Source organism: Citromicrobium bathyomarinum (genome assembly GCF_038594485.1).
In the GTDB taxonomy this organism is placed as follows: Bacteria; Pseudomonadota; Alphaproteobacteria; order Sphingomonadales; family Sphingomonadaceae; genus Alteriqipengyuania; species Alteriqipengyuania bathyomarina_A.
The window spans coordinates 781512-796347 of the sequence record NZ_JBCFZG010000004.1 but is presented as its reverse complement, the minus strand read 5'-3'; the positions used below and the strand labels follow the sequence as shown (position 1 = coordinate 796347).

General features: G+C 65.5%; 7 protein-coding genes. 3 read left to right on the top strand and 4 right to left on the bottom strand.

Annotated features, from left to right (window positions below; genetic code table 11):
• Positions 1 to 18 precede the first annotated feature (18 nt).
• From AAG591_RS09375 to AAG591_RS09365, 3 genes are read right to left on the bottom strand one after another with little or no spacing between them, the layout of a single operon-like run.
• On the bottom strand, positions 19 to 1803 hold the full coding sequence (locus AAG591_RS09375) for an IlvD/Edd family dehydratase (protein ID WP_342530928.1): 1785 nt from the start codon (positions 1801 to 1803) through the stop codon (positions 19 to 21).
• Entirely contained in the window at positions 1800 to 2924 is a 1125-nt protein-coding gene (locus AAG591_RS09370; protein ID WP_342530927.1) for a LacI family DNA-binding transcriptional regulator, read from the bottom strand. The genes AAG591_RS09375 and AAG591_RS09370 overlap by 4 nt, the downstream gene beginning before the upstream one ends.
• Before the next feature lie 31 nt (positions 2925 to 2955).
• Positions 2956 to 5073 carry an alpha-glucuronidase family glycosyl hydrolase gene (locus AAG591_RS09365; protein ID WP_425341645.1) on the bottom strand — a complete coding sequence of 706 codons (2118 nt, stop codon included), beginning with the start codon at positions 5071 to 5073 and terminating at the stop codon, positions 2956 to 2958.
• Positions 5074 to 5134: 61 nt separating this feature from the next.
• Here AAG591_RS09365 and AAG591_RS09360 point away from each other — a divergent pair, with 61 nt between their 5' ends.
• From AAG591_RS09360 to AAG591_RS09350, 3 genes are all read left to right on the top strand, one after another.
• Positions 5135 to 7540 (top strand): glycoside hydrolase family 3 N-terminal domain-containing protein, encoded by a 2406-nt coding sequence (locus tag AAG591_RS09360; RefSeq protein WP_342530925.1) that lies wholly within the window; start codon positions 5135 to 5137, stop codon positions 7538 to 7540.
• A gap of 185 nt (positions 7541 to 7725) precedes the next feature.
• The gene (locus tag AAG591_RS09355; protein ID WP_342531253.1) at positions 7726 to 10068 is read left to right on the top strand and encodes a glycoside hydrolase family 3 N-terminal domain-containing protein; all 2343 of its coding nucleotides are present in this window, start codon (positions 7726 to 7728) and stop codon (positions 10066 to 10068) included.
• Positions 10069 to 10085: 17 nt separating this feature from the next.
• Positions 10086 to 11264: an endo-1,4-beta-xylanase gene (locus AAG591_RS09350; protein WP_342530924.1), complete on the top strand. Its 1179-nt coding sequence runs from the start codon at positions 10086 to 10088 to the stop codon at positions 11262 to 11264.
• Between the two features lie 165 nt (positions 11265 to 11429).
• On the opposite strand, the gene AAG591_RS09345 is transcribed toward AAG591_RS09350, so the two are convergent.
• A complete protein-coding gene (locus tag AAG591_RS09345) occupies positions 11430 to 14807 on the bottom strand; it encodes a TonB-dependent receptor (protein ID WP_342530922.1) in 3378 nt (1125 codons plus the stop codon).
• Positions 14808 to 14836 lie beyond the last annotated feature (29 nt).

Below are 14836 nucleotides of genomic sequence, written 5' to 3'. Positions count from 1 at the left end.
TGAACGCGCACCCGCTCCTCAGTGATTGTGCCGCGGCAGCTTTCTCGACGTGCCGCGGTACTTGAGCGCGAAGTCCATCACCCCGCCCTCGCCCAGCTGTCCGGTCTTCTCGCGGAATAGCTCTTCCCAAGGCGTGTTGTGCGTGGGCGTTTCGGGAATACTTTCTTCGGCCAGCCGCCGCTCGATCTCCGCCTCGTCGACAGCTGCGTTGCAGGTGCCTTCGTTCAGGTCGACACGGATGATGTCGCCCGTGCGCAGCCAGGCGAGCCCGCCTCCCACGGCGCTTTCCGGCGAGATGTTGAGGATCGAGGGGCTGTCGCTGGTGCCCGACTGGCGGCCATCGCCCAGCGTCGGCAACCACTGCGTGCCCGCGCGGATCAGCGCGTCGGGCGGCTGCATGTTGACCACCTCGGCGCTGCCCGGCCAGCCGATCACGCCCGATCCGCGGATGACGAGAATGCAATCTTCGTCGATGTCGAGGTCGGGGTCGTTGATCCGGTGGTGGTAATCGTCCGACCCGTCGAACACGATCGCGCGCGCTTCGAACACGCCCTCTTCGCCCGGACGCGAGAGGTAGCGGGCGCGGAATTCGTCGGAGATGACCGACGTCTTGAGGATGCCGAAGTCGAACAGGTTGCCCGACAGCACAAGGAAGCCCGCCTTCTCCATCAGCGGATCGGCAAAGGGTCGGATCATCTCGCGATCCTTCGTTTCCCGGCCCGCGAGGTTCTCCGCCATCGTGCGGCCCGTGCAGGTCAGGACATCGCCGTGCAGCTTGCCCGCCTGCAGCAATTCCCACAGCACGGCGGGCACGCCGCCCGCACGGTGGAAGCGTTCGCCCAGATATTTCCCCGCAGGCTGCATGTTGAGCAGCAGCGGCAAGTCGTAGCCGTGATCCTGCCACACGCCGGGTTCCAGCCGCACACCCGCATGTGCGGCCATCGCCTGGATATGCGGCTGCGCGTTGGACGATCCGCCGAGCACGCTGACCGCGGCCACGGCGTTGAGGAACGCCTCGCGCGTCAGGATGTCGGAGGGTTTCAGATCCTCTCGCACCATCTCCACGATCCGCTGCCCGGTGCGATAGGCGACCTGCCCACGCTCGCGATAGGGCGCAGGGATCGCGGCACAGCCCGTGAGGCTGAGGCCGAGCGTTTCGGCGACGGCGTTCATCGTGCTCGCCGTGCCCATCGAATTGCAATGGCCCGCGCTGGGCGCGCTGGAGGTCGCGCGGTTGAGGAATTCTTCCTCGTCGATCTCGCCCGCAGCCAGCTTGCGGCGGCTGCGCCAGATCACCGTGCCGCTGCCGACCAGCTCGCCATCGTGCCAGCCGTCGAGCATCGGCCCACCGCTCAGCACGATGGCAGGAATGTCGACCGTCGATGCCGCCATGATCTGGCTCGGCGTGGTCTTGTCGCAGCCGGTGGTCAGCACGACGCCGTCGATCGGATAGCCGTTGAGTAGCTCGACCAGACCGAGATAGAGCAGGTTGCGATCGAGCGCGGCGGTGGGACGGCGGCAATTTTCGAAGATCGGGTGGACCGGAAACTCGATCGGAATACCGCCCGCATCGCGGATGCCGTCGCGCGTGCGCTTCGCCAGTTCGATATGGATGCGGTTGCAGGGGCTGAGATCGCTACCCGATTGCGCAATGCCGATGATCGGCTTGCCGCTGCGCAGTTCCTCGGGCGTGACGCCGTAGTTCATGAACCGCTCGAGATAGAGTGCGGTCATGTCCATCCGCTCGACATTGTCGAACCAGTCGCGGCTGCGCAGCCGCCGCTCCGGCGTATCGTTGCTCATTTGGGTTTGGCCCCGTTCGACGATGACCGCACCAGGCTGGGCGCGGCGTCGGATTCCCTGCGGACCAGCGTATAGGGCAGGTGCGTCTGGTCGACCTTCAGCCGCTCGCCGGAACGGCGCGCGCGCGTAATCCGCGCGATGGCGGTCACGGCCCACGCGGTCATCTCGCGGATCGGCTGGCGGATGGTCGTAAGTTCGGGCCAGATCGTACTCGCCATCGCGGTATCGTCGAAACCGCACACGGTGATGTCGTTGGGCACGTCGAGGTGGTTGCGATGGCACACCGCCACGGTTGCCGCAGCCATATCGTCGTTCGAGGCGAAGATCGCGGTCGGGCGCGGGTCGAGCGCGAGCAGCTTTTCGGCCCCCGCCATGCCCGAGCGGTAGGTGAAGCGCCCCTGCACGATCAGTTCGTCGAGCGGTTCGAGCCCGGCATCCTCGATCGCTGCGCGATAGCCGTTGAGCCGCCGTCCGCTGGCGACCTGTTCGGGATTGCCGATGATGAAGCCGATCCGCTTGTGCCCCAGATCGATGATGTGCTTCGTCATGTCGTAGGCGGCCTGGAAATCGTCGATCATCACCGCGCCATGCGTACCGGTCGCCTTGCCGGGGCCGACCGCGATGGCGATCGCATCGAGTTCGCTGACGAGGTCGAGCAGGCTCTGGTCATCGCATAGCGGCGGCGGCAGGATGAAGCCGCGAATTCCCCCTTCGGCCAGTTTGCGGACCAGCGGACGGGCCTGCACGGCGTCGTCGCAGCTCTGCACTTCGAGGTGGATGTCGTTGCGCGCAGCTTCCTCCAGCGCGCCCATCAGGAATTCGCTGAGGTAGGAAGCGGACGGGTTGTCGAACATCAGCGCGATACGAAGCTGTTCACCACCCGCAAGGCTTCGCGCCGCGCGGTTGGGCGAATATTTGAGCTTCTTGACTGCGGCGAGCACCTGTTCGCGCGTCTCTTCGCGGACGTTGCCCTCGCCGTTGATGACGCGGCTGACCGTCATCGGGGAACACCCCGCCTCGCGCGCGACGTCGCCGATCGTCGGTGCCGAATTGCCGCGCCGCGAGCCGCGCTTGCGCGTGGCCTTCTTGTCAGGGTCCCTCACATCCATGGCGAAGTCCATAGACCCGCGCGCGCGATGGCAGCAAGAGCCCTCATTTCCCCGGTGCCTCGGGAAATTCGAGCGATCGGTAATAGTCCAAATCGTGCTCGGGCACGCGCACCCCGTCGGGCAGCGGCAGGCCGTTGAGCGACCGCCAGTAGGCAATCGACGCATCGCGCCACCAGCGCGCTTCGCGTTGCTGAATGGCAAGGCTTTCCGAAACGGCGCGGTGACGCGCGGGATCGACATAAGGCGCGAGCTGCGCCCAGGTTTGCGCCATCGCATCCACCTCGGCCACGCCTGCATCGTAGCGCGCGATCATGGCGTCCCACAGCGTCCGCCCATCCTGCATTCGATGATCCCACTCCAGGTGATGGAACCACAGCAGATAGCGCTCGTCCATCGTCGCCGGATCGGCCCATTGCCTGGCAATTTCAGGCGCGTATTGGGCGAGCGCGTCCGAACCGTAAGCCGTCCGGTCGAAGCCGATCCCCTCACTGTCGGCCGCGTGGTAATAACAGGGGTTCCACTCGGGCCGCGCGAGGTCGCACACCCACGGGCCCGGCCCGTAATGGTGGCCGGTCGCCATCTGGTGCGCGAGGCCGAGCGGGGTCATGTAATCTGCCACCGCTTCCCGGCTGCCGAGCATCATCGGGACGACCTTGCCGAGAAAGGTCTCGTCGCGGCTGAAGGTCTGCGCCGCCCACTCGCGCGCGATCTGCTGGGGCGAGAGTGACGGGTCCCACGCCAGCCGACCGAAGGCGTACCAGTTTGCCTGGTCGAAATGCGTGCCCGTCCAGTTGCGATCCGAGCCCGTATTGGCGACCCCCGCCATCCCCACCGGAGCGATCACATGCGCGACAGTGCCCGCGCGCCCGGTCTGCGCATCGAGCACTTCGCTCCACATCGGAGCAAGATACGCGATGCCACTCGCCTGCCCCAGATACTCGCGCGTGATCTGCGCTTCGAGCATCAGCCTGGTATTCGGCATCGCGCCGAAGATCGGGTGGAACGGCTCGCGCGGCTGGAAGTCGATTGCGCCATTCTTGACCTGTACGATCACGTTGTTGGCGAACTGCCCGTCGAGGGGCACGAATTCCTCGTAGGCCTGCTTTGCCCGGTCGGTCTCGTCCTCAGCCGAATAGACAAAGGCGCGCCAGATCACCGTGCCCCGGTCCCCGATAGCGGCGGCGAGCATGTTCGCCCCGTCGGCATGGGTACGCCCATAGTCCTGCGGGCCGGGCTGGCCTTCGCTATTCGCCTTGACCAGGAACCCGCCGAAGTCCGGAATCTGGGCGTAGATCTCGTCCGCCTTGTCCCGCCACCAGGCACGCACCGCGGGATCGAGCGGGTCGGCCGTATCGAGCCCGCCGATATCCTTAGGCGCAGAGAACCGCGCCGAGATATACAAGCGGACGCCGTAGGGCCGCCACGCGTCGGCCAGCCTCTTGAGCTTGGGCAGGTAGCGCTTCGTCAGAAAGAGGGGGCTCGCGTTGACGTTGTTGACCACCGCTCCGTTGATCCCGATCGAGGCATTGGCGCGTGCGTAGTCGATCATCTCGGGATCGAGTTTTTCGGGCAGGTGCCACCAGTCGAAGATCGAGCGCCCGGCATAGCCGCGTTCGACATGGCCATCGGGATTGTCCCAGTGGTTAAGCAGTCGCAGCGGCATTGCGGGTCGGTAGGTCCGGGCCATTTCCGGCAAGGGGCGGTCGCTCGCGAGATGACGCAGCAGCGCGAAAGCCCCGTAGAGCAGACCGATATCCTCGCGTGCCACGATGACCGTTCCTGCGTGCGGGTCTGCCGCAATGGCGAAGGAGCCTTCGGGCGCGCCGACGAGACTGTCGGCAAGCCATCCCTCCCCATCGCTGAGGTCGGCGATCCTCGTCAGCGTAATGGACTTCCTGCCGCGATCATCGCCGAGCATCCGGCCTAGGCCACGCTCAAGTTCATCGAGAGCCGCGCCCACGGTGCCGTCTGCCTCGCCCCGAATCGCGACCGGTCCGGTGACCTCGCGCACCTGTTCTGCCCGCGAGGGCTCTAGCGGCGCGTAACGCAGCCACAAATCGTAGCCGTCCTCCGCCGAGGCGGGGCTGACGGCCAGCGCCGCGCATAGCAGCGCGGTCAGCACTGCGCCTATCCGGTTGACAACCTCTCGCACCCTCATCATGGTAGCGCTACCACATAGCACCGCCCAGTCAAGAAGGGCGGTCGAGGGAGAGAGACCACCAATGCGTATTATGCTCCGCGCCAGCCTTGCCGCCGGCGCCGCCCTGATGGCGCTTACCGCCCCCGTCGCAGCCCCCGCCATGGCCCAGCAGGTGAACGTCGAACGCCCGATGGCGGACGCGCCCTATTGGGATTCCTCGCGGCCTGTCGACGAGCGTGTCGAGGATCTGCTGCAGCGCATGACGCTGGAGGAAAAGGTCGCGCAGATCCTTACCGTCTGGGATTCGAAAGCCGACATCCAGGGCGAAGGCGACGTCTTCGATCCCGCCAAGGCGAGCAAGGTCTATCCCAACGGCATCGGCCAGATCGCCCGCCCGTCCGACCGGCAGGGGCCATCCTCGCCGCGCGTCGTCCCCCGGCGCAGCATCGAAGACAGCATCCAGTACGTCATTGACGCTCAGAAATGGGCGATGGAGAACACCCGCCTCGGCATCCCCGTGCTGTTCCACGAGGAATCGCTGCATGGCCTCGCCGCCAAGGACGCAACCGCATTCCCGCAGGCGATCGGTCTCGCGAGTACCTGGGACCCCGCGCTAATCCGTGAGATCAATGCGCTGATCGCCGAGGAAACGCGCGCGCGCGGCGTGCACTCCGTGCTCTCTCCCGTCGTGGACGTCGCCCGCGATCCGCGCTGGGGCCGCATCGAGGAAACCTTCGGCGAAGACCCCTATCTGGTCGGCGAAATGGGCGTCGCCGCGGTCGAAGGGCTGAGCGGTGTCGGCACCGACCCGAAGCTCGGCAAAGGCAAGGTCCTCGCGACGCTGAAGCACATGACCGGCCACGGCCAGCCAGAAAGCGGCACCAATGTGGGCCCCGCGCAGATCAGCGAGCGCACACTGCGCGAGATGTTCTTCCCGCCGTTCGAACAGGTCGTCACCCGCACCCCGATCGAGGCGGTGATGGCGAGCTATAACGAGATCGACGGCATCCCCTCGCACTCGAATGCATGGCTGCTGAAGGATATCCTGCGCGGCGAGTGGGGCTTCAAGGGCGCGGTGGTCAGCGATTACTACGCGATCGAGGACATGGCCCGGCTGCACAAGATCGTGCCCGACTACAAGGCCGCCGGAGAACTCGCGATCAACTCGGGCGTCGATGTCGATCTGCCCGAAGGCCACGGGTTCGAACAGCTCGCGGCGAGCGTGCGCGAAGGCAAGGTGTCGATGGACACGCTCGACACCGCCGTGCGCCGTTTCCTGCGGATGAAGTTCAACGCCGGACTGTTCGACGATCCCTGGCCCGATCTCGCCAAGGCGAAGACCTCCAACGGGCCCGAGGGCGTCGCGCTGGCGCGCAAGGCGGCCGAGGAATCGCTCGTCCTGCTTAAGAACGATGGCGTGCTGCCGCTCGCCCTCCCCGCTGCGGGTGCGGCTAAGCCCACCATCGCGGTGATCGGGCCGAATGCGGACGTCGCGCGGCTGGGTGGCTACTATGGCGAGCCGCGCAAGAGCGTCACCCCGCTGGAAGGCATCCGCGCACTGGTCGGCGACCGCGCCAAGATCGTCCACTCGCTCGGCGTCGAGATCACCAAGGGCGACGACGACTGGTGGGACGATCCGGTCGAGCTGGGCGATCCTGCCGAGAACCGCAAGCGCATCGCCGCAGCGGTCGAGGCGGCACGCAGCGCGGACACGATCCTGCTGTTCATCGGCGATACCGAGAAGACCAGCCGCGAAGGCTGGGCAGACAGCCACCTCGGCGACCGCACCTCGCTCGACCTGGTGGGCGAGCAGAATGAACTCTTCACGGAGCTGAAAAAGCTCGGCAAGCCGATTGTCGCCGTCCTCATGAACGGTCGCCCGCCGAGCTATCCGACGCTGGCGGAGGAGGCCGATGCCATCCTCGAAACATGGTATGCAGGCGAACAGCAGGGCACGGCGATTGCCGATGCGCTATTCGGCAAGGTCAATCCCGGCGGCAAGCTGCCGGTGACCGTGGCGCGCAATGTCGGCCAGCTGCCCAACTTCTACAACTACAAGCCGAGCGCACGGCGCGGCTACCTGTTCGACGAAGTGACGCCGCTCTACCCGTTCGGTTTCGGGCTCAGCTACACCAATTTCGAGATGTCGGCGCCGACACTTTCGGCTTCGACGATCAAGGCGGGCGATCCGGTGACCGTCACCACCACCGTCACAAATACCGGCGACGTTGCGGGCGACGAGGTGGTGCAGGTCTATCTGCGCGACGAGATCAGCTCGGTAACGCGGCCGGTCAAGGAGCTGTCGGGCTTCCAGCGCGTGACGCTACAACCGGGCGAGAGCCGCGCGGTCTCCATTGCGATCGAGCCGCGCTCGCTGATGATGTGGAACCGCGACATGGAGCGGGTGATCGAACCGGGTGACTTCACCATCATGGTCGGCCCCAATTCGCAGGACCTGCAGGACGTCACGCTGACGGTCGTACCGTGACCATCGGCAAGCGCGATCCTGCTGCCCTCTCCCCTTCAGGGGAGAGGGAGGAGCCCCGCAGGGGCGGAGGGAGAGGGGCGGGCGACACTCGATCCCCTCTCCCAACCCTCTCCCCTGAAGGGGAGAGGGCTTCAGGTTTGAATGTCAGGCGCCGCACCGCCCTCAAATTCTTCGCGGGCGGGAGCCTGTCGACGTTGGCGGTGGCACAGAACCCGGCAGCAGCGCTCGCGCAGTCCGGCCCGCTCTACCAGAACGCGAACGCGCCCATTGCGGCGCGCGTCGCGGACCTGCTGGCGCGGATGACGCTGGCGGAGAAGGTCGCGCAGATCCGCACTGCCTGGCAGGGCAAGGCCGACATGATCGACGGACTTGCCTTCGACCCAGAGAAGGCGAGCGCGGCGTTCCCCGACGGGATCGGCCACGTCACGCGCCCCAGCGACAAGCGCGGCGTGCCCGGGATCAGCGGCGCGGCGGGCGGTACGGCGGCGCGCTGGCGGACGCCCGCGCAGACGGTCGCCTTCATCAACGCGCTCCAGAAATGGGCGCTGGAAGACACCCGCCTCGGCATCCCCGTGCTGCTGCACGAAGAATCGCTGCACGGCTACATGGCGACCGACGCGACCATGTTCCCGCAGGCGATTGCGCTTGCCGGGACTTTCGACACCGACCTGATGCGCCGGGTGCAGTCGGTAACCGCGCGAGAGGTCCGCGCGCGCGGCGTGCCGCTGGTGCTCAGCCCGGTGGTCGATATCGTGCGCGATCCGCGCTGGGGCCGGATCGAGGAAACCTGGGGCGAAGATCCGTACCTGTGCGCCGAGATGGGCGTTGCCGCCGTCGAGGGGCTGCAAGGCCCCGGCAAGTTCGAGAAGCTGGCCGACGGCAAGGTGTTCGCCACGCTCAAACACATGACCGGGCACGGGCAGCCCGAGTCCGGCAACAACGTTTCCCCCGCCCAGCTTTCCGAACGCGATCTGCGCGAGAACTTCTTCCCGCCCTTCCGCGAGGTCGTTCGGCGGACCAGCATCGGCGCGGTGATGCCGAGCTATAACGAGATCGACGGCATCCCGAGCCACGCGAACACCTGGCTGCTGGGGCAGGTGCTGCGCGGCGAGTGGGGCTTCGATGGCGTGATCGTAAGCGATTACGGCGGCGTCCACGAGCTGGCGACGCTGCACCACGTCGCCGCCGACACGGAAGATGCGGCGCATCAGGCGCTCCGCGCAGGCGTCGACAGCGAACTGCCCGATGGCATGGCCTATGCCACGCTGCCCGAGGCGGTGGAGGCCGGGCGCGTTCCGGTCGAGCTGATCGACCGGGCATGCGCACGGATGCTCGCCATCAAGTTTCGCGCAGGCCTGTTCGAGAACCCCTATGGCGATGCCGCGCTGGCGCAAAGCATCACCGGCAATGCCGAGGCGCGCGCGCTGGCGCTGGAGGCGGCGCGCAAGGGGCTTTGCCTGCTGACCAACAAGGACGCCGCCCTCCCCCTCGACACCGGCACCATGGGCCGGGTCGCGGTGATCGGGCCGAACCATGCGATTGCGCGGCTGGGTGGCTATTCCTCCGTGCCGAAACAGACCGTCAGCCTGATCGAGGGGCTGCGACAGATCGCGCCCGGTGCGGACTTCGTAACCGCGCAAGGCGTGTTCATCACCACCAGCGAGGATCGCTCGCAGGACCTGATCGAACTCGCGGATCGCGCCGAGAACCTGCGCCTGATCGCCGAGGCTGTGGAGGTGGCCAAGAGCGCCGACACCATCATTCTCGCGATCGGCGACACCGAACAGACCAGCCGCGAAGGCTTCGCCACAAACCATCTCGGCGACCGCACCGATCTCGACATCCTCGGCGAGCAGAACGAGCTGGTCGATGCGCTCGCCGCGCTTGGCAAGCCGCTGGTCGTGTGCGCGATCAATGGCCGCCCGCCGAGCTGGCCCAACGTGATCGACAAGGCCGATGCCGTGCTCGAATGCTGGTACGCTGGGCAGGAAGGCGGCACCGCGATGGCCGAGGCGCTGCTGGGCAAGGTCAATCCGGGAGCGAAACTGCCGGTGACGGTGGTGCGCAATGCAGGCCAGGTGCCTTCGTTCTACAACCACAAGCCCAGCGCACGGCGCGGCTACCTGTTCGACGACAAGGCTCCGCTGTTCCCCTTCGGCCACGGCCTCAGCTACACCAGCTTCGCCATTTCCGAACCGCGCCCGGCGAAGGCGCGCTTTGCGCGGGACGAGCCGGTGGTGGTCGAGGCTCAGGTTCGCAACACGGGGGCGATGGCGGGCGACGAGGTCGTCCAGCTGTATCTCACGCGCAGCGATGTATCGGTCACGCAGCCGGTCCTCGAACTCAAGGGGTTCGAACGGATCACGCTCGCCCCCGGTGAAGCCAGGACCGTGCGTTTCACCATCGAACCGCGCCGGCTCGCGATCTGGAACCGCGCAATGGAAGAGGTCAACGAACCGGGGCCGCTGGTGCTCTCGGTCGGCAACAGCAGCGCAAAGCTGAAGAGCATCGAAGTGGAGATCGTATGAGCATGGACGGGTTCAGCATGAGCCGTCGGGCGGCGCTTGCCGGGATGGCGGCGATGCCCCTGATCGGCTGCAGGGGAATGGCAGGCGGCCTCGCCGCTCCGGCATCCGCCGTTCCATCGCCGCTGAACAGTCCTGCAACACCCAGCCTGAATGCGCTTGCGATAAGGGGCGGTCGCCGCTTCGGCAGCGCCATTGCTTCCACGCCCGGTTTCAGCGGCGCAGGTTCGATCCAGAACCCTGCCTATACGCAGATCGTGAAGGCGGAGTGCGGCATCGTCGTGCCCGAGAACGAGATGAAGTGGCAGGCGGTGCGCCCCGCGCCCGACAGGTTCGACTTCAGCCGTATGGACCAGATCGTCGCGTGGGCGCAGGCAAACGACCTCGCGATGCGTGGCCACACCTTGCTGTGGCATCGCCCGCAGTGGTTCCCCGACTGGCTCAACACCTTCGATTTTGGCGCGAACCCGGTGCGCGAGGCCGAGCGGCTGCTGACCGAACATATCCGCGCCGTGACCGATCGCTATCGCGGGGTCATAACCAGCTACGACGTCGTCAACGAAGCGATCGACCACGATCGGCACGACACGATCGAGACCAGCCTCAGCCGCGCGATGGGCAGCCCGGAGGCGGTCATAGACCTCGCGTTCCACACCGCCCGCGAACAGCTGCCCCAAGGCCAACTGGTGTATAACGACTACATGAGCTGGGAGCCGCAGCACGCGAAGCACTGCGACGACGTGCTGCGGCTGCTCGAAGGCTTCCGCAAGCGCGGTACCCCGGTCGATGCGCTGGGTATCCAGTCGCATATCGAGATGTTCGACATCGATCCTGCAACGGGCGTGGGGCCTTACGACGAAGCCGGCTGGCGCCGCTTCCTCGATGAGGTGGTCGGCATGGGCTATCGCCTGCTGATCACCGAGTTCGACGTGAAGGACCGGGCGCTACCCGCCGATATCGCGTCGCGCGATGCGAAGGTGGCCGAATTTGCCGAGCGCTATTTCGATGTGATGCTCGATTACGATGCCCATCTCGACGACATTCTCGCCTGGGGGATGGTGAACAAGTTCAACTGGCTGCAGGGTTTCGCCGATGCGAAGCGCGAAGACGGGCTCGAAGTGCGCGGTACGCCATACGATTCCAGCTATCGCGCAACCCCGTTGCGGACGGCCATCGCGGATTCCCTGACCACCTACTGATCGCTGAAGTTCGACGGCTTCGGGCGACGCCACGTGCGGCGCCCGATGTCGCACGTCCGCACGCCTTCAGGCGGGCATTCGCTACCCGCGCGACCAGCTCGCGACAAAAAGAAAGGGCCACCGTGCGCGATGCACGGCGGCCCTTAGAGATTCCAGCTTGGGGAGCTAGAAGTTGCCGCGGATGATGAACGAGAACCTGCGGTCGTTCATGAAGTAGGAACGCGGTGCCAGCACGTCGGGATCGCCGGTGTAGGCCTGCGAGGTCTTGGTCACCTCGTTCAGCAGGTTCACACCCTGCACCCCGACCCGGATGCCACCCGGAATCTTCAGCGCATCGCTGAGATTGAAGAACACCGAAGCGTCCAGCTGGCCGGTCGGCTCGTTGAAGATCGAGTAGTACGGGTAGATCACGTCCGATGCCGTCAGCAGGAAGCGCGAACGCCAGTTGTAGGCTGCACGGAGCGAGATCGGACCCTTCTCGTAGAAGCCCGCGATATTGTAGTTATGCTTGGACAGCTGCTCGAGCGGCAGGTTGCCCGGCGGCACGGTCGAAGGATCGACTGCCTCGCCACCGTTCAGGAACGTGTTCGGCAGGCCCTGGCTGTCGATGTAGGTGTAGTTCGCCTGCACCCCCAGCCCGTCGAGCGGTGCCGGAAGGAAATCGAAGGTCTGCTGGTAAGCAACTTCGAAGCCCTTCACCTTGCCGTGGCCATCGTAGTTCGCCGGGCCGCGCACCGTCACCGTCCGGGTATCCCCGGCAGCGTTGGAAATCGTTTCCTGGCGGACCTGCTGATAGAAGAAGTTCTCGATGTCCTTGTAGAAGCCGTTGAGGGTCAACGAACCCACGCGGGCGAAGTACCATTCGAGACTTGCGTCGAACTGCCACGCCGTCGCCGGCAACAGCGTCGGGTCACCCGCAGACGCCAGGTAGTTGCCCTCTGTATCGAGGGTAGGTGTGAAGTAGTTGCGGATGTAGCTGTTTTCCGGCCGCGAGAGGACCTTCGATCCGGCGAGACGCAGGATCAGGTCGTCGGTCAGGCCGAACTTCAGGTTCATGCTGGGTAGCAGGTAGTCGTAGCTGTTGGTGCCCTGCGTGTAGGTCAGGCTGCCATCGGCAAAGTTCTGCAAAGCCTGGTAGGCTGTTTCACCGATCGTACAGATCCCGCCGGGGACGACGGTCCCGCCACCCAGTTCCGGCGGACGGTTGCGCGGAGCGCACCGTTCGGAGAACGGCAGGGTAATCCCGAGATCGTCCCGGCTGCCCGGACCGCGCGAACTTGCGGAACGCACGTCGGTCTTCACCCAGCGCAGGCCGGCATTACCCGAGAAACGGACATTGCCGAACATCTCGTCGCTGCCGAAGCTGACCATGCCGTAAAGCGCATAGTCGTCCTGATCGATCGTCTGGATTTCGCTGGGCAGGAAACGCGTTCCGGCGACCGCCTGTGGGCGGGCCGCCAGCGGCTGCCAGTCGAGCGACGCGCCAAGCGCAGTCGCCTGATCCTGGATGGTCCGGATGAAGGCAACCGAGCCGTCGTAGTCGTTGATCAGGTCGCCACCGTAGTAGAACGCTCCCGGGGGAGCCATGGTCTCGCCGCGGAAGAAGTTCGGGAATTCGTAGCGGACCATTGCCGACGGATCGGTATCGTCGAAGTTGACCGGGCGGCTGCCGTTCCACACTTCGGACAGGTTGCCCCAGTTGTAGGTGGAGTAACGGACGTCCTGCTGGCGCCCCTGGAAACGGGCCCCGACCTTCGCCCGGCGAATGAAGGAATCTTCGTCGAATTCGTAGTCGAGGTCGGCCGAGAAGGCGAACTGTTCACCCTTGCTGTCTTCGGCGTGATCCATCGCGGCGCGCCAGAACTGGAACCGGGGATCGCTGAAATATTCCGCGTCGGTTGCGTCGTTCAGGATCGGCCGCGTGGCATTGTCTTCCAGATAGTCGCCGCCGGAAGACCAGGTGTAAGCCAGGAACTGCGGCTTGTGCGGGATCGACACCGGATACTCGCCCGAGATATCCAGTTCCTGATCGGCGAACATCGATCCGAAGAGGCTGAAGTCGAGGTTCTGCTTGTGCGACCGCGCGTATTGCGCGTCGAGTTCCAGCGTCGCACGATCCGAAAATTCGTGCCGCAGGTTGAGGCTGTAATCGGTGTTGGTGACTTCGTCCGACACCTGCCTGCGGGCGAGCGAGAACTGCGAGCCGCCGATCGGGACATAGGGCGATGCACCCGGGTCCCCACGCCAGCCGTTGGACGCATCGACGATGTAGCCCGACTGGAACAGGCCATCATCGTTATACATGAAGTCGGTGAACTGGCCGACCGGGCACTGCGCGCGCGGCGGGGTTTCGTCGTCCGGGTTAACCGCGCCGTTGCTGTCGATCACGCTCGGGCCGTTGGCATTCTGCAGACAGCCGATAGGATAGGTGTTGTACTCGGTCAGGTCGGGTGCGGTTTCGTAGGTGTATTCGCCCCAGTCGTTGGTCGTGTGCGACCGGATGAACTCCGCCGTCAGCAAGGTGCGCTGATCGATCGATTCGAACTGCGCGGAAACGGCGATACCGTCGCGCTTGCGGTCGAAGTTCTGGGTGCGGAACTGGCCGCCGATCGGTGCGACGCGGTAGTCGGCATAGTCGGCAAAACCGTCTGCGCCCGGGCTACCGAAGTTGCCGCAGGCCGCGTTGCCGGGGGGCAGCGTCATCGTATCGGTGTTCGAGGGCAGCGGATTGCGGCAGACGAAGCGGTCGGTGGTGTTGGCCGTGCGGACCAGCGTACCGTCGCGGGTCTGGTAGTTGGCGACCTGCAAGCCGTCGGCCCGGCTCTTGATCTGGGAGTACGATCCGCTGGCGAGGATGCCGAAGCGGCCGATTTCGGTATCCCAGGTGTTGCTGACCAGCAGCGATCCGGTCGGCGTCCATTCCTTCTGGAAGTCGCCGTAGTTCGCTTCGCCGCTGAAGCCGATGTGGAATCCGGGGCGATCGAACGGCTTGCGGGTGTTGAGGTTGACCGTACCGGCCAGCCCGCCCTCGATCATCTCCGCGGTCGCGTTCTTGTTGATGATGACAGAGCCGAGCAGTTCGGAAGGAACGTCGGCAAAGTTCAGCGCCTGGCCGCCGACACCGGCGGCAAAGGCGGTGCGGCCGTTAAATTCGGAACGCACAAAATTGAGGCCGCGGACGGTGACGCCCGATCCTTCGACCGAGAAGTGGTCGGGGTCGTTCGAACCGGCGAAACGGTTGATGGCGATGCCCGGAACGCGCTGCAGCGCTTCGGTCACGGAGCGATCGGGCAGCGCGCCGATATCCTCGGCGGTGATGGCATCGACGACCGTATCGGCGTCGCGCTTGATGTCCTGTGCGTTCGCCAGCGACTGGCGGATCCCGCTGACGACGATCACGTTTTCTTCGACGACGGTCGGCTCGGCACCCTGCTCGGGCTCACCTGCCTCTTCGATTTCGGTCGTCTGCTGACGATCCTGTGCGAGAGCGGCCTGGCTGGTCAGCAGACCGCCAAGAACGAACGACGAGGCACCCGCCCGCAACAAAACCCGAAATGTGTCGAAGCCACAGT